Source organism: Streptococcus dentiloxodontae (assembly GCF_053206925.1).
On record NZ_JBRUHR010000005.1, the window covers coordinates 23,503 to 38,648 of the forward strand.

The 15,146-nt window shown below is 40.5% G+C and carries 17 protein-coding genes; all 17 read left to right on the plus strand.

Annotated elements, in window-relative coordinates; all coding sequences use genetic code 11:
- Window positions 1-45 precede the first annotated feature (45 nt).
- The 17 genes from ACVRZ8_RS04225 to ACVRZ8_RS04305 all read left to right on the plus strand — a co-directional run bounded on the left by ACVRZ8_RS04225 (window position 46) and on the right by ACVRZ8_RS04305 (window position 15,098).
- Window positions 46-1,848, plus strand: a complete 1,803-nt coding sequence (locus ACVRZ8_RS04225; RefSeq protein ID WP_447448070.1) for an ABC transporter ATP-binding protein — start codon at window positions 46-48, stop codon at window positions 1,846-1,848.
- Window positions 1,838-3,592, plus strand: a complete 1,755-nt coding sequence (locus ACVRZ8_RS04230) for an ABC transporter ATP-binding protein (RefSeq protein ID WP_447448071.1) — start codon at window positions 1,838-1,840, stop codon at window positions 3,590-3,592. The genes ACVRZ8_RS04225 and ACVRZ8_RS04230 overlap by 11 nt, the downstream gene beginning before the upstream one ends.
- Window positions 3,593-3,918: 326 nt before the next feature.
- Complete coding sequence (locus ACVRZ8_RS04235) at window positions 3,919-4,377, plus strand: MarR family winged helix-turn-helix transcriptional regulator (RefSeq protein WP_447448072.1); 459 nt, start codon at window positions 3,919-3,921, stop codon at window positions 4,375-4,377.
- Window positions 4,367-4,996 carry an ABC transporter permease gene (locus ACVRZ8_RS04240; protein WP_447448073.1) on the plus strand — a complete coding sequence of 210 codons (630 nt, stop codon included), beginning with the start codon at window positions 4,367-4,369 and terminating at the stop codon, window positions 4,994-4,996. The genes ACVRZ8_RS04235 and ACVRZ8_RS04240 overlap by 11 nt, the downstream gene beginning before the upstream one ends.
- On the plus strand, window positions 4,993-5,910 hold the full coding sequence (locus ACVRZ8_RS04245; RefSeq protein ID WP_447448074.1) for a glycine betaine ABC transporter substrate-binding protein: 918 nt from the start codon (window positions 4,993-4,995) through the stop codon (window positions 5,908-5,910). Before ACVRZ8_RS04240 ends, ACVRZ8_RS04245 begins: the two co-directional genes overlap by 4 nt.
- 17 nt (window positions 5,911-5,927) lie before the next feature.
- Window positions 5,928-6,695, plus strand: a complete 768-nt coding sequence (locus ACVRZ8_RS04250) for an ABC transporter ATP-binding protein (RefSeq protein ID WP_447448075.1) — start codon at window positions 5,928-5,930, stop codon at window positions 6,693-6,695.
- On the plus strand, window positions 6,688-7,344 hold the full coding sequence (locus tag ACVRZ8_RS04255; protein ID WP_447448076.1) for an ABC transporter permease: 657 nt from the start codon (window positions 6,688-6,690) through the stop codon (window positions 7,342-7,344). The genes ACVRZ8_RS04250 and ACVRZ8_RS04255 overlap by 8 nt, the downstream gene beginning before the upstream one ends.
- A gap of 44 nt (window positions 7,345-7,388) precedes the next feature.
- Window positions 7,389-7,523 (plus strand): hypothetical protein, encoded by a 135-nt coding sequence (locus ACVRZ8_RS04260; RefSeq protein WP_447448077.1) that lies wholly within the window; start codon window positions 7,389-7,391, stop codon window positions 7,521-7,523.
- Between the two features lie 199 nt (window positions 7,524-7,722).
- Window positions 7,723-8,346 (plus strand): GTP pyrophosphokinase, encoded by a 624-nt coding sequence (locus ACVRZ8_RS04265; RefSeq protein ID WP_447448078.1) that lies wholly within the window; start codon window positions 7,723-7,725, stop codon window positions 8,344-8,346.
- A 63-nt stretch (window positions 8,347-8,409) separates the two neighbouring features.
- The gene (locus tag ACVRZ8_RS04270; RefSeq protein ID WP_447448079.1) at window positions 8,410-9,108 is read left to right on the plus strand and encodes a response regulator transcription factor; all 699 of its coding nucleotides are present in this window, start codon (window positions 8,410-8,412) and stop codon (window positions 9,106-9,108) included.
- A gap of 22 nt (window positions 9,109-9,130) precedes the next feature.
- On the plus strand, window positions 9,131-10,360 hold the full coding sequence (locus tag ACVRZ8_RS04275) for a sensor histidine kinase (protein ID WP_447448143.1): 1,230 nt from the start codon (window positions 9,131-9,133) through the stop codon (window positions 10,358-10,360).
- 170 nt (window positions 10,361-10,530) lie between these two features.
- The gene (gene pyrH / locus ACVRZ8_RS04280; RefSeq protein WP_447448080.1) at window positions 10,531-11,265 is read left to right on the plus strand and encodes a UMP kinase; all 735 of its coding nucleotides are present in this window, start codon (window positions 10,531-10,533) and stop codon (window positions 11,263-11,265) included.
- 20 nt (window positions 11,266-11,285) lie between these two features.
- Window positions 11,286-11,843: a ribosome recycling factor gene (gene frr, locus ACVRZ8_RS04285; protein ID WP_447448081.1), complete on the plus strand. Its 558-nt coding sequence runs from the start codon at window positions 11,286-11,288 to the stop codon at window positions 11,841-11,843.
- A 153-nt stretch (window positions 11,844-11,996) separates the two neighbouring features.
- Entirely contained in the window at window positions 11,997-12,860 is an 864-nt protein-coding gene (gene cvfB / locus ACVRZ8_RS04290) for an RNA-binding virulence regulatory protein CvfB (RefSeq protein WP_447448144.1), read from the plus strand.
- Window positions 12,861-13,398: 538 nt separating this feature from the next.
- A complete protein-coding gene (locus ACVRZ8_RS04295) occupies window positions 13,399-13,956 on the plus strand; it encodes a PepSY domain-containing protein (RefSeq protein WP_447448082.1) in 558 nt (185 codons plus the stop codon).
- Between the two features lie 298 nt (window positions 13,957-14,254).
- Complete coding sequence (locus ACVRZ8_RS04300) at window positions 14,255-14,470, plus strand: YozE family protein (RefSeq protein ID WP_447448083.1); 216 nt, start codon at window positions 14,255-14,257, stop codon at window positions 14,468-14,470.
- A gap of 19 nt (window positions 14,471-14,489) precedes the next feature.
- Complete coding sequence (locus ACVRZ8_RS04305) at window positions 14,490-15,098, plus strand: Type 1 glutamine amidotransferase-like domain-containing protein (protein WP_447448084.1); 609 nt, start codon at window positions 14,490-14,492, stop codon at window positions 15,096-15,098.
- Window positions 15,099-15,146: the final 48 nt, after the last annotated feature.

A 15,146-nucleotide genomic window follows, 5' to 3' on the forward strand; every position in this document is an offset into this window, starting at 1 on the left:
AATACTGCTTATCCATTTTGTTATTAAAAAATTAAGGAGAAAAAGATGTTTAAAATCTTTAAACGTTTAAACGCAAAAGAATGGGGAATGATTGTCCTCAGTACAGTGTTTATCTGTTTGGCTGTTTGGATGGATTTACAAACCCCATCTTACATGTCGGATATCACAACTCTTTTGCAGACTAAGGGAACTGAGGTTTCTGATATTATAGAACCAGGTTCAAAAATGCTGCTGTTTTCATTTGGAAGTTTCCTGATGGCTGTTTTTGTCGGTTTTTTGGCTTCACGAACAGCAGCAAGTTTCACAACACGTTTGCGGTCTGATATTTTCAATCAAGTCATGGATTATTCTGACGCTGAAATCAAACAATTTTCTATTCCAAGTCTTTTGACGCGTACAACCAATGACTTGACGCAGCTTCAAATGATGATTACCATGGGAATGCAGGTTGTAACCCGTGGTCCTATCATGGCTGTTTGGGCCTTGACCAAGATTTGGGGTGAAAGCGATGAATGGACTTGGTCAGTTGGTGTAGCTGTCCTTGTCGTTATGCTGCTCTTATCTGTTATTCTCTTTGTGGCCTTTCCACGCATGAGTAAGATTCAAGGCCTGACTGATGGCCTGAATGCGACGACACGTGAAATTCTCTCTGGGATTCGTGTTGTCCGTGCTTATAATGCTGAGGATTATCAAGATGCTAAATTTACCAAAGAAAATGACAATTTGACCCGTCTCAACTTGTTTGTTTACCGTATCATGGCTCTGATGAATCCTGTTATGACTGTGGTGTCATCAGGTTTGACCTTAGTAATCTACTGGATTGGTGCTTACTTGATTGATGACATCAAGATTTCGACGACTTCTATTGCTCAAGCAACTGCAGATGTGAAAGATCGCGTAGCAATATTTAGTGATATGGTTGTCTTCTCATCTTATGCCATGCAGGTTATCATAGGTTTCATGATGATGGTTGCTATCTTTATCATTTTACCGCGAGCTCTCGTCTCAGCCGGTCGTATCAATGAAGTGCTGGCACTTGATTCTACGGTTAAATTCAAAGACAAATCTAAAGAAACCAACAGTCAAAAAGGCGAAGTGGAATTCCAAAATGTTTCCTTCCGCTACGCCAAAGAATCCGAAGCTGTTGTCGAACATGTCAGCTTCAAAGCGACAGCAGGACAAACAGTTGCCTTTATTGGCTCAACTGGTTCTGGTAAATCAACGCTGGTTAATTTGATTCCGCGTTTCTACGATGTTACTGAAGGTTCTATCTTGGTTGACGGTGTTGATGTACGAGATTACAGCCATGAAGATTTGAATGCCAAAGTAGGTTACATTCCGCAAAAAGCAGTGCTCTTTAGTGGTACTATTCGCTCTAACATGGAATTTGGAGATAGCAACCAGACACCTCTGGATGATGCTAAAATTTGGGAGGCTTTAGAATTAGCGCAGGCTAAAGACTTTGTGGAAGCTAAAGAAGAAGGGCTTGACACCGAGGTTGCTCAGGGCGGTACCAATTTCTCTGGCGGACAAAAACAACGCTTGGCAATTGCACGTGCGCTTGCTCGTAAACCTGAAATTCTTATCTTTGATGATTCTTTCTCAGCCTTGGATTACAAGACAGATCGCAAATTGCGTTTAGACCTGTCTCATAAGACTAAGGAGATGACGAAACTTATTGTAGCACAGCGGATTTCGACCATTATGGATGCTGATTTGATTTTGGTTCTTGATGAAGGTAAAGTCGTTGGACAAGGAACGCACAAAGAATTGCTGGCTGACAATAACGTTTATCAGGAAATCGCTTATTCACAATTATCCAAGGAGGAGTTAGAAAATGGAAAATAATAAGAAGAAACCATCATTATTAAGCCAGATGGCTCCTTACACAAAGGGGTATCGGCTAGCCTTCCTTGTGGCAGTAATCTTTACTGTTATCTCAAGTGTAATCACTGTTATCGGACCAGACAAATTAAAAGAAATCACAAATACCATTACAGACGGGCTGACAGGAACTTTAGATCTTGATAAGATTAGCAGTATAGCTATGATTTTAGCCGTGATGTATGCGGCTGGCGCTCTGGTTTCTTATTTGGCAAACTTTACTGTTTCTACTTTGATTCAGAAATTTTCACAAAGAATGCGCAATGCTATCGCTGATAAAATCAATAAAGTCCCTCTGCGTTATTTTGACAGCCATTCGCAAGGTGACACCTTATCGCGTGTCACCAATGATGTTGACTTGATGTCACAGTCCTTTAACCAAAGCTTGGGAACAATGGTTTCTGCGGTAGTCTTGCTAATTGGTTCTATTTTCATGATGATTAAGACCAATGGTGCTTTGGCCGCAACAGCAGTTGGTTCCGTTTTATTCGGCTTTATTGTGGCCCTCTTTATCATGGCTAAATCGCAGCCGCTTTTCAAACGTCAGCAGGATAATATGGCCAATATGAACGGCTTTGTTGAAGAATACTACACTGGCCACAATCTGGTTACTAGCTATAGTGCTGTTGAGCAAACTAAGGCTAGCTTCACGGAGCTGAACAAACAGCTTTACAGTTCTATGTGGAAATCACAGTTCTTTTCAGGAATTATGATGCCAATGATGCAGTTTATCGGAAACTTTGGGTATGTGATGGTCTGTATCGTTGGTGCAGCTATGGCTATTAATGGCGATATTACCATGGGAACAATTGTTGCTTTCATTACTTATGTTCGCATCTTCTCACAGCCGCTTTCGCAAATCGCACAAGCTATCACTCAGCTTCAATCAGCCAGTGCAGCTATGGGACGTGTCTTTGAATTCCTTTACGAAGATGAAATGGAAGCAGAAGATGGCAAATCTAAGCAATTGGATACGATTAAAGGTGATGTGAGCTTTGAAAATGTCTTCTTTGGCTACAATCCTGATAAGACTATCATTCACGATTTCTCAGCTACTGCTAAGGCTGGGCAGAAGATTGCCATTGTTGGTCCGACAGGAGCCGGTAAAACAACGATTGTCAATTTGCTCATGCGCTTCTATGAGATTGACAAAGGTGCTATTTCTATTGATGGTATTAATGTGCATGACATGACACGTGAAGAAGTACATGATGCCTTTGCCATGGTATTGCAAGACACTTGGCTCTTTGAGGGAACCATTAAAGAAAATTTGGTTTACAATCAAGACCATATCACAGATGAGCAGGTCATTGCAGCTGCAAAAGCGGTAGGTGTCCATCACTTTATCATGACTCTGCCAAAAGGTTACGATACTGTCCTGGATGATGCGGTCACCTTGTCTGTTGGTCAAAAACAACTCCTGACCATTGCGCGTGCGCTTCTTAAAGATGCTCCACTTCTTATTCTTGATGAGGCGACTTCATCTGTGGATACGCGTACAGAAGAACTGATTCAAAAGGCTATGGATCAGCTGATGGAAGGGCGAACATCATTTGTCATTGCCCACCGTCTGTCAACCATTCGCAATGCTGACCTTATTCTTGTTATGAAAGAGGGTAATATCATTGAACAAGGAAACCATGAGCAATTAATGACTGAAGCAGGTTTCTATGCAGATTTGTATAATTCACAGTTTGCCAGTGCTTAATAGGTTCATCAAATGGGCGAAAAAATTAAAAGGAGAGCCAGTCTTTCCAGATCTAAGGTTATAAAGATGATTCATCTTATTTCTCCAAATCTATTTGAAAAATGAGGGCGGAACTTTTGTTCCAGCCCTTTTTGATTTAGAATAGTTTTCATTTTAAGAAGCCTTACAATTATTAACAGATTTATATCAAAAACTAACCTTACTGCAATATTTACTTGGTAGAGTAATCCTTAATAATGATGAGGCCGTTGCTTGATTAATCAGTTCAAAATGTTACACTGTATTTAGTAAAAAAATTTTACTAAATATCATGAGGTGGGTTTTAAGTGTCCGTCAAAAATAATGCAAAATACTATGCTAGGTTAAGAGATGAACAGGCATCGCTTTTTGAACTTTATGCTAGACGAAATGGTCTGACTGGTAAGAGTCTCTTGGTTTTTCTTTGGCTTTATTATAACCCTCAGGGTTTGAGTCAAGAATATATTGCCAAAAAAACATTTTCAACTAAGCAGGTTATTCGAGCTATTGTCAGAAATTTGGAAGAAGCCAATTATGTTAACTTGAAGCCAGATGCTCAAGACAGACGCAGGAAAATAGTAAGTTTAACTTCGGCTGGTCTATCTTACAGCAGCAGTCTGCTTCTCCCTCTGGAGCGTTATGAAGAAGAGGCTATGGCTGCTCTAACGAGTCAGCAGCAGGAAAGCTTATTAGCAGCTACCGAAATTTTCTCCAATAAACTTAGACAAGCAATCGAAAATCATCAAGGAGAAGAAGATGCTATCTGAAATTAAAACTTACTTTGCCACCAATAGTTCTGATTATTGGAATTATGTCTGGCAGCATCTAACATTGAGTTTAGAAGCTTTGTTAATATCAATGATTTTGGGAATCAGTCTAGGTTACTGCCTTTATCGCCGCCCCAGAATGAAACAATCTGTTCTCGGACTAAGCCAAGGACTCAGAGTCATTCCCAGTCTAGGTGTCCTTTTTATCCTAATTCCCTTTATTGGGGTAGGTCGTTTGCCAGCTTTGATTGCGCTTGTTTTTCTTGGCTTGCCACCCATTTTAGTTAATACTGTTGTGGGTTTTGAGCAGGTTTCTGAGGAGCTGCTTGAAACGGGAATAGGGCTGGGCATGACACAGGCTCAGTTAATGAGAAAGGTCAGCTTTCCTCTGGCCTTACCTCATCTTTTGAATGGCATCAAATTGTCCCTAGTTGAGATTATAGCCAGTGCTACTTTGGCTACTTATATCGGTGCGGGTGGACTTGGTAATTTGATTTATACCGGTTTACATTTGTTCCGATATGATCTATTAATCATAGGCGGAGGGTCAGTAGCGGTTTTGTCCTTTTTAAGTATGTTGCTTTTAGATTTAGGAATCAAATGGAGTCAGATAAAATGAAAAATAAAAAAATATTATTATTAGGTGCAGTTTTATTCGTTTTGTTGGCAGCAGTTGGCGGCTTTTTCTACTTTGGCCAGAAAAATGCCGACAGCGGATCGCAAAATAAAGGAACCATTCGTGTCGGCTCAAAGGATTTTACAGAGAATCTGGTTGTTGCAGAGATCTACTCCCTTGCTCTAGAACATAATGGCTATAAGGTTGAGCGTGCAGAAAATATTGGAAGTTCTTTGATTCATAATGCTATCACAAGTGATGATATTGATCTCTACCCTGAGTATACTGGAACAGGTTTATTGTCTGTCTTAGGTGAGAAAATGCAAACGGATCAAAAGAAGGTCTATGAAACAGTCAAATCTAAATACGAAGAAAAATACCAGCTGACTTGGTTAGATTATGCTCAGGCCAATGACAGTCAGGGATTAGTTATACGTACAGACAAGGCCAAGGAGTTGGGCATTTCAACGATTTCAGATTTGCAGGCTCACGCTTTTGAACTTCGTTTTGCCTCACAAGGAGAATTTGATCAGCGTGAAGACGGCCTTCCAGGACTTGAAAAAACGTACGGTAAATTTAATTGGCAGTCATCAGAAGTCTATGACAACAGCCTTAAATATACTGTCTTAAAAAATAACGAAGCTGATGTTACCCCTGCCTATACAACAGAAGGGCAGTTAGTTGATACAGACGAATACACTTTGCTGGAAGATGACAAGCAGTTTTGGCCTCCTTATAATTTAGCTCCTGTTGTCCGCGATGATGTTCTTAAAAAATACCCTGAAATTAAGGAAATTCTCAATAAAGTGACTGCCACATTGACTACCGAAAAAGTAACAAAACTAAATGCTAAAGTTGATGTTGATAAAGAAGACTATAAGAAGGTTGCCAAAGAATATTACGACAGTATCAAATGATTAGAAATGAGAAGTCAATGACAAGTATGATAAGCTTTAACCATGTCAGCAAATACTATAATGAAAAAGCAGTGGTAGATGATATCTCACTAAGTATCGAAAAAGGTGAATTTATCACGATTCTTGGGACATCTGGTTCTGGAAAGACTACAACACTCAAAATGATTAACCGTTTGATTGAACCAACCTCAGGGACGATTTCTTTTGATGGTAAAAAACTGGCGGAGCTGGATGCTGTTTCTCTTCGCCGCCAGATAGGTTATGTGGTTCAGCAAATCGGTCTCTTTCCTCATATGACAGTAGCTGATAATATCGCAACAGTTCCCAAACTTCTTAAGTGGGATAAAACTCGTATTGAAAAACGCACAGCAGAGCTTTTGAAATTAGTTCAATTACCTGCTGATGAATACGCTGGACGCTATCCAAGTGAATTGTCCGGCGGTCAGCAGCAGCGTGTGGGAGTGGCACGAGCTCTTGCAGCGGATCCTGATGTTATGCTTTTTGATGAGCCTTTTGGTGCAATTGATGCTATTACACGTGCAGATTTGCAAGAGCAAATTTTGGCAATCCACCAAGAATTGGATGATAAAACGTTTGTTTTTATCACGCATGATATTACAGAAGCTTTTAAATTGGGAACTCGTGTTTTGATTATGGATGAAGGCCAAATTTGCCAATTTGACAGCCCTGAAAATATTATTGAGGCACCGGCTACCGATTTTGTTAAAAAATTAATTGAGACAGCGCGTGCTCAGGAATCTTTGTGGAGTATTGCTCATGATTGACTATTTTCAAACGTCTTCAGCCCAGCTTATATCAGCTACGATAGAACATATAATTCTGACAGGAACGGCGCTTCTTGTTGCTTTAATAATAGCCAGTGTTTTTACGATTTTACTATTATTTGTGTCTGAACTGCGTCAGGCATCGGTTTACTTGCTTTCTCTTTTATATGCCGTTCCTTCATTTGCTTTATTTGCTCTGCTGATTCCTTGGACAGGCTTGGGAAAAACAACGGCTATCGTGGCCTTAGTGATTTATGCTCAGTATACATTGGTAAGAACGTTTTTAGAAGGTTTTCTGCAGGTAGATCCAAGCATTATCGAAGCGGCGATTGGTATGGGTATGACCAAGTGGCAAACAATGCTGAAAATTCAGCTGCCCCTTGCTGCGCCTTCAATTCTTGCAGGTATTCGCTTAGCAGCAACTTCTATTATTGCTATTGCAACTATTGCCTCAACTGTTAATGCAGGTGGTCTAGGAATAATCTTATTTGATGGCTTGCGCACCATGAGTCTTCCCGAATTAGCATGGGGAATTCTTCTTACAGTTTCTCTCAGTCTCATTGTCAATCTCATTCTTTATCTTGTCGAAGAGATTATCAAGGACAGCCAAGAGTCTGGGACAAAGTCTCTAAGAATGTCGTATAAATAGTCGTAACAATTTGACGCAGTGTTAATTGGAGGTTATCTAATCCCATGAACCTTAGGTCATATCAATCCCTAATCAACTATGCAGAGGTGGATTTAAAAGGTCTGGGAGACCTTTTAAATCGGGAAATGAAACTTGCAAAGCAAGTGTCAAAAACAATTCAGCGGACTGTTTCAGGTTAATAACTAAAAACTAGGGCTTGCTGAGAAATCAACTTCTCGGCAAGCCCTAGTTTTTATACGTAATTTTCACGATTACACTTTTCTGCGGGTGATTGCACAGCAATCATCGTGGTTTGTCCTGCTCCTTTTTAACGTTTCTTCTGTCTCTCTAGCTGATTTTCATGCTATAATAGAAATGATTTATTTCAGGAGAAGCGCTATGACAAGTTCAATTTATGGCGATTATGCCCAGTATTTACCGATGATTTTGCAGGAGCTCACAGAGCATATTATTGCTGCCAATAAAGCAGCTAAGGAGGCAACAGGTTTTAAACTGTATGAACATCTTATTTCACGGATCAAGTCTGGGGAATCTATGGCAGAGAAGTGCCGCCGCAAGGATCTTCCTGAGACAGCCCAGTCGGCCTTGAGAGACATTCGAGACAGCATTGGCATCCGTGTTGTCTGTGGTTTTGTGGACGATATTTACAAGACAGTAGATGTTCTTAAAAATATTCCCGAAGTTACAGTTGTTACTGAAAAAGACTATATTTTCAACGCCAAACCCAATGGCTATCGATCCTATCACCTGATTTTGGAGATGACGACCGATTATCCCGATGTTTTGGGCAATACCAGAGGAGCTTATTTTGTTGAAGTACAGCTCCGCACGATTGCCATGGATTCTTGGGCGAGTTTGGAGCATCAGATGAAGTACAAACACGACATTAAAAATCCCGAGATGATTACGCGTGAGCTTAAGCGCTGTGCCGATGAATTGGCTTCTTGTGACTTGACCATGCAGACCATTCGCAATCTTATCCAAGAGTCAAGCAAGCAATAGAAAGGAAAAGAATAAGCTAGCTATTGAAGGAACAAAGAAAGCTATTCTTAAACGATTAATCGAATGAAAATTTTACTGGCTGAGGATGAAGTACAGCTGTCCAATGTTTTTTGTGCAGCAATCCGCCACCAAGGTTATGAAGTGGATCCTGTTTACAATGGGCAAGAAGCAGTTGATGCTGTCGACAAAAGTCCCTACGATGTTATTATTTTAGATGTTATGATGCCAATCAAAACAGGCATTGAAGCTCTGCGTGAGATTCGCTCTTCGGGCAATCAAACCCATGCCATTATTTTAACGGCCATGTCCGAAATTGATGATCGTGTTGTTGGCTTAGATGCTGGAGCTGATGAGTATCTGACCAAGCCGATTTCACTGAAAGAATTGCTGGCGCGTCTACGTTCAATAGAGCGTCGGGTCGAAGTAACGTTCACGCAAAATATTCTGGAGCAAGGATCGGTATCCTTGAATGTCGCCGAACAGGAGCTGTCTGCTCAAAATAGTATTCGTCTGGCAGGAAAAGAAACCAAATTGATGAGTTATTTTATGCTTAATAAGGATAAAGAACTCTCAACACAGACAATTTATCAGCATGTTTGGGCAGATGAAGAAGACGGGGACGACCGTCTGGTTTATATTTATGTTTCTTATCTGCGTCAAAAGCTTCAGGCTATTCAAGCCGATTTAACGATTGAGGGAGAAGAAAATGGTAGCTTTACCCTGGTTCAAGTCCAAAAAGAAGACGAAAAAAACTCAAAATGATGCAGAGGCTATCGAAAACCGCATGTTTCGCAGCCTACGCATTCGTTTCATTGTCATAGCAGGATTGGCTATTACAGTCGTATTGACTTCTGTTATTGGAGTTCTTAACTCTGCCCGTTATTGGCAAACGAGACAGGAAATTCAGCAGGTTCTTAATGTCCTCTCAGACAATAATGGAACTTTTCCCAGTTTATCTGAAGCCGCTAAATCTTTCGGCGGAGAGATTTCTCTGGATACTCTGAGTCAGTATCGCTATCTGTCAGCTAGGGTTGATCAATCTGGCAAGATTGTCAATCTTGATATGAGCAACATTTCTGAATTTGACCAAGATGAGGCAGAAGATTATGTTAAAAGCCTGTCACGTTCCAAACAAACAACGGGTACTTTCATTGATAATAGACGAAATTATGCCTATCAAGTGACTGGGACAAAATCTGGTAAGCTGGTTGTCCTATTAGATGCGACTAGTTTTTACGAGAATTTCCAAGAATTAGTCTCTGTTTCCATCTACATGGGAATAATGGGAATGATCTTTTTTTTATCTATAGTTTCTATTTTTTCACAGCGTGTTATTGATCCTTTTGTCCGAAATTATCAGCAGCAGCGTCGTTTTATCGTTAATGCCGGACATGAACTAAAAACGCCTTTGGCTATTATTTCTGCCAATAATGATTTGGTTGAACTGACCACAGGTGAAACTGAGTGGACCAAATCAACAGCTGACCAGGTCAGCCGTCTGACAGGACTTATCAATGGTTTAGTGGCTTTAGCCCGCTTGGAAGAACGGCCTGATCTGGTTTTGGAAGATTTGGATTTTTCTGCCATTGCTGAAGATGCAGCCGAAGATTTTAAAGGGCCTGTTGTCCGAGATGGCAAAAAGTTTGTTATGGAAATTACACCTGACATTCATGTCAAAGCAGAGCAGAAATCACTTTTTGAATTGGTGACTATTCTTTGTGATAACGCCAATAAATATTGTGATCCCAACGGAACAGTCACCATTCGTCTTAGCAGCACTGGCCGTCGCAGCAAAAAAGCTAAGCTTGATATTTCTAATACATATGCTGACGGTAAAAATACTGATTACAGCAAATTTTTTGAACGTTTTTATAGGGAGGATGAATCTCATAATTCAGTCCGTAAGGGCTACGGAATAGGTTTGTCAATGGCTAAAAGCATGGTTCAGCTCTTTAGGGGCAAGCTGTCGGTTCATTATAAAGGTGACACGATTACCTTTACTGTAATTTTATAAAAATTCAGACTCAATTGAAGCTTAGTTTATTATTTTTGACAATAGCTGTGCTTTTTAAAAAATTTAACTAGGTGAAAGCTTCAAAATATGGTAGAATGATAAAGATGAATGGGATGTTTTGCTATCTCACAACCCTAAAAAAAGACGATAAATCTCGATAAGGAGAAATCATGGTAGAACCAAAATATAAACGTGTCCTCATTAAACTATCAGGAGAGGCTCTAGCTGGAGAAAAAGGAGTAGGAATTGATCTTCCTACTGTTCAGAATATGGCCAAGGAAATTGCAGAAGTTGCCCTGTCAGGTGTTCAAATTGCTCTGGTTATTGGCGGCGGAAATCTTTGGCGCGGTGAGCCAGCAGCAGAAGCTGGTATGGATCGTGTCCAAGCAGACTATACAGGCATGCTCGGTACTGTAATGAATGCTCTGGTTATGGCTGACAGTCTCAAGCAATTAGGCGTAGACACCCGCGTTCAGACGGCTATTGCTATGCAGTCGGTGGCTGAACCTTATATTCGCGGCCGCGCTTTACGCCATCTTGAAAAAGGCCGTGTTGTTATCTTTGGTGCTGGTATTGGATCTCCCTATTTTTCTACCGATACAACAGCGGCCCTTCGAGCTGCTGAAGTAGAAGCGGACGCTATTCTCATGGCTAAAAATGGGGTAGACGGTGTTTACAATGACGATCCAAGAAAAAATGCTGACGCTGTCAAATTTGACGAGCTGACCCATGTGGAAGTCATCAAACGCGGCCTGAAGATCATGGATGCAACAGCATCAACTTTATCAATGGACAATGATATTGACCTCGTTGTCTTTAATATGAACGAGCCTGGCAATATCAAACGTGTTATTCTAGGTGAACAAATCGGAACGACTGTTTCTAACAAGGCCGATCACAAATAAAGCAAAGAAAGAGAGAACTCATGGCAAATCCAATTATTGAAAAAGCACAAGAACGTTTTGAACATTCACACCAAGCACTGGCACGCGAATTTGCTGCTATTCGGGCAGGTCGTGCAAATGCTTCCCTTCTTGACCGTATTGAAGTGGAATATTATGGTGCTCCAACACCTCTTAACCAATTAGCTTCTATCACGGTGCCAGAAGCACGTGTGCTTTTGATTTCACCATTTGATAAGTCAGCACTTAAAGATATTGAGCATGCTATTAATGCTTCTGATCTTGGTATCAATCCAGCCAATGATGGTTCTGTTATTCGCTTGGTGATTCCAGCGCTTACCGAAGAAACACGTAAAGAATTGGCAAAAGACGTTAAAAAAGTTGGTGAAAATGCCAAAGTTGCTATTCGTAACATTCGCCGTGATGCTATGGATGAAGCTAAAAAACAAGAAAAAGCCAAAGAAATTACTGAAGATGACTTAAAAACACTTGAAAAGGACATTCAAAAAGTAACAGATGATGCCGTTAAACATATTGACAGCATGACTGCTAACAAGGAAAAAGAATTGCTTGAAGTCTGATTTCAAAAGGGCTGTCATTTTAGTCAGTCTTTTGGTGTAAAATGAAACTGTGATATATGACTGTCAGCCGAGGTTAACTATCAGGCTGCTCCTGACATTAAAGACAAGGGGGTTGGGATTTTCCCAGCCTCCTTTGATAAAGAAAGAATGAAAATGAATAAACTTCTCGCAACAACTATCACCGGTCTAGTAACCGATGAAAATGCTCAATTTTATTTCATCCAAAAAGATGGACTGACTTTTGCTCTTGCCAAGGAAGAGGGGACTCATGAGCTTGGCAGTATGGTCGCCGGTTTTGCCTATACAGATATGAAGCAAAAGCTGCGCCTTACGACTAAAACAGTAGAGGCAACAGCGACTAGCTACGGTTGGGGAGAGATCACCGAAGTTCGCCGTGATTTGGGCGTTTTTGTAGATACAGGTTTACCAGACAAGCAAATAGTTGTGTCACTTGATGTCTTACCAGAGTTAAAAGAGTTATGGCCTAAAAAAGGAGATAAACTCTATGTTAGGTTGGATGTGGATAAAAAAGACCGTATTTGGGCGATACCGGCAGATCAAGAGGTCTTTCAAAAATTAGCTGGTCCGGCCTATGACAATATGCAGAACCAAACTTGGCCGGTTATTGTCTACCGTCTCAAACTCTCAGGTACCTTTGTCTATCTACCTGAAAACAATATGCTGGGCTTCATTCATCCGAGTGAACGCTATACTGAGCCGCGTCTGGGTGAAGTTGTCAGTGCGCGTGTTATTGGCTATCGGGCAGTTGACCGCACGCTCAACCTCTCACTCAAACCCCGTTCTTTTGAGATGCTTGAAAATGATGCTCAGATGATTCTGACCTATCTGGAGACCAATGGCGGTTTTATGACGCTCAATGACAAATCCAGTCCGGAAGACATCAAGGCAGTTTTTGGCATTTCCAAGGGTCAGTTCAAAAAAGCTCTAGGCGGTCTTATGAAAACTAAGAAAATCAAGCAAGATGCCAGTGGAACAGAGTTAATAAACAAGAACTAGAAAATAAAACACCTTTCCCATCTTATAATTTTCAGCGGGAAGGGTGTTTTGTTGATACGACGCTAATATAAAGGGGGAGAATTTCAACTATTTGGCAGATAATTTCTTGGAAGATTTGCTGAGATTTTCTGAAAGAAATATAAACTGCAGCTACGGTTTGCAGGTGCTTTTTATGATATTATCTTATTTTTGACAAATGCTGAAGGGAGTCATATTCTCTTAAACAAACTGCCACTAATTGTAAATAATTTGTAAGTGTCTTTCTAAAATGACTATTCGCTTCCTGCTTTCATGGGATTTATAAAAGATACTGTTTTGTCATTTTTTATAAAAAGCTTGATTTAACAAGGTTTTTGAGACTTTGACTTTTATTATTAAACCTTGTAGAATAACGGGCAAGACGAATAGAAATCTATTTGTCAGCTTGGCTATGCACTTATTCGTAATTCCGGAATATGAAGGGTGATAGCTTTTTAAGAGAACAGGGCAGGTATGCTCTGCTATTCTTCAAAGTCATTTAGAAAAGGAGATGTATCCCATGACTAAAATTAAGACAAGAAAACTTTCAGCAACGGTAGCAGGTGCGGCATTGGCACTATCAGCTTCTGCGATAATCGGTGTTTCCTCTGCCTCAGCTGCAACTCAAACGGTTACGGCTGATCAAGCGAAGGCTATTGCTTTGCAGGACGCAGGAGTTTCAGAAAGCAATACGACTGCTTTGAAAGTGCATTCAGATTCTGATAACAACTCTCCTGTTTATGAAATTGAATTTAAGGTAAATGGATCTGAGTACGATTATACAGTCAGCGCTGTTGATGGTGCTATCACTGAAAAAGATAACGACATTGATGATTCTAATTCTGGCAATGGCAATCAGGCTAATGGTGCTGCAAAAACTATTTCTTCTAACGATGCCAAAGCAATTGCTTTGAAAGATGCTGGTCTATCAGAAGCTAATGTGACCGCTTTGAAGGTACATCCAGATTCTGATAATGATACTCCTGTTTACGAAATTGAATTTAAAAATGGCAAGACAGAGTATGACTATACTGTAAATGCTGTCACTGGTGCTATTACTGAAAAAGATATTGACTAATAACCATCGTTTTGTCCCCCCTCCTAGGTCGAGCTGAGTTATCAGCTCGGCTTTTTTAGTATTCAGTAAAATAGGGTTTGTCAGTATCACAATCTGTCAATCAAACTGCCATTCATAATTGTCAGGAAGATGATGATATGAACTTCAACGATAAAAAGGAATAGTTCTTAACAAGATCATTTTACAGTCAAAACTGGAAATCAGTCTGGCTTTTTTTCATGCTGTAATTCTAATAAATTTTGTTATAATGAATTAAACCATCAAAGAAAGCAAGTTTATAGCAGGAGAAGAGACAACAATGAGAAAATCCTTTTACACTTGGCTGATGACCCATCGCAATCCCAAGTCGCAGGAACCAGTAGCCATTTTGGCTGATTTGGTTTTTGAAGACAGTACCTTTCCTAAACACAGCGATGATTTCAATCAGGTCAGTTCCTATTTGGAAGATCAGGCTGGTTTCTCCTTTAATCTTGGTGAGTTTGATCGGATTTGGGAAGATTATTTGGGGCATTGATTGATAAGGAAGAGAAGAGATGGCGACTTTGTTTCTATGTTCTTACCTAGCTGGCGTCAAACCACAGTTAGCTGATTTTGTGCAAAAGCGCGATTTGAAGCGTGTTTGCTTTGTCACAACGGCAGGAAATGTCAAAGACTACACAGACTATATTGATGAAGGCCGTGAGCTATTTAGAACTTTGGGGGTGGCGATAGACGAGTGCGATATTGCGACATTGACAGCAGAAGACTTCACCAGAAAACTTGAGCAGGCGCAGGCTGTTTATTTTGCGGGTGGCAATACCTTTTATCTCTTGCAGGAGCTTCAACAAAAAAACTTGCTGCAGCCTTTGCGCAAGAGGGTTGAAGATGGTCTGCTTTATATGGGAGAATCTGCGGGAGCTATTATTGCAGCCTCTGATATTGGTTACAGTCACCTCATGGACGAGCGCAGCAAGGCACCGCATTTGACAGATGACTTGGGTCTGAATCTGGTTGATTTTTATCCTGTCCCTCACGTTGGCGAGTTTCCTTTTGAAGAATCAGCGCAGGCCATTCTTGAGCGCTATCAAGCTCATTTGAAGCTTTTGCCTTTAAGCAATTCGCAGGCTGTGCTGGTAGATGGAAAACAATACCAAGTTCTTTAATGAAAGCAGCTGCTAACTGGCTTTTTTGGTATAATAAAAGATAAGAAA

Coding starts and splice junctions, on each gene's coding strand:
- ACVRZ8_RS04225 (WP_447448070.1), top strand. CDS start 46: ATGTTTAAAATCTTTAAACGTTTAAACGCAAAAGAATGGGGAATGATT.
- ACVRZ8_RS04230 (WP_447448071.1), top strand. CDS start 1,838: ATGGAAAATAATAAGAAGAAACCATCATTATTAAGCCAGATGGCTCCT.
- ACVRZ8_RS04240 (WP_447448073.1), top strand. CDS start 4,367: ATGCTATCTGAAATTAAAACTTACTTTGCCACCAATAGTTCTGATTAT.
- ACVRZ8_RS04245 (WP_447448074.1), top strand. CDS start 4,993: ATGAAAAATAAAAAAATATTATTATTAGGTGCAGTTTTATTCGTTTTG.
- ACVRZ8_RS04250 (WP_447448075.1), top strand. CDS start 5,928: ATGACAAGTATGATAAGCTTTAACCATGTCAGCAAATACTATAATGAA.
- ACVRZ8_RS04255 (WP_447448076.1), top strand. CDS start 6,688: ATGATTGACTATTTTCAAACGTCTTCAGCCCAGCTTATATCAGCTACG.
- ACVRZ8_RS04260 (WP_447448077.1), top strand. CDS start 7,389: ATGAACCTTAGGTCATATCAATCCCTAATCAACTATGCAGAGGTGGAT.
- ACVRZ8_RS04265 (WP_447448078.1), top strand. CDS start 7,723: ATGACAAGTTCAATTTATGGCGATTATGCCCAGTATTTACCGATGATT.
- ACVRZ8_RS04270 (WP_447448079.1), top strand. CDS start 8,410: ATGAAAATTTTACTGGCTGAGGATGAAGTACAGCTGTCCAATGTTTTT.
- ACVRZ8_RS04275 (WP_447448143.1), top strand. CDS start 9,131: ATGTTTCGCAGCCTACGCATTCGTTTCATTGTCATAGCAGGATTGGCT.
- pyrH (WP_447448080.1), top strand. CDS start 10,531: ATGGTAGAACCAAAATATAAACGTGTCCTCATTAAACTATCAGGAGAG.
- frr (WP_447448081.1), top strand. CDS start 11,286: ATGGCAAATCCAATTATTGAAAAAGCACAAGAACGTTTTGAACATTCA.
- cvfB (WP_447448144.1), top strand. CDS start 11,997: ATGAATAAACTTCTCGCAACAACTATCACCGGTCTAGTAACCGATGAA.
- ACVRZ8_RS04295 (WP_447448082.1), top strand. CDS start 13,399: ATGACTAAAATTAAGACAAGAAAACTTTCAGCAACGGTAGCAGGTGCG.
- ACVRZ8_RS04300 (WP_447448083.1), top strand. CDS start 14,255: ATGAGAAAATCCTTTTACACTTGGCTGATGACCCATCGCAATCCCAAG.
- ACVRZ8_RS04305 (WP_447448084.1), top strand. CDS start 14,490: ATGGCGACTTTGTTTCTATGTTCTTACCTAGCTGGCGTCAAACCACAG.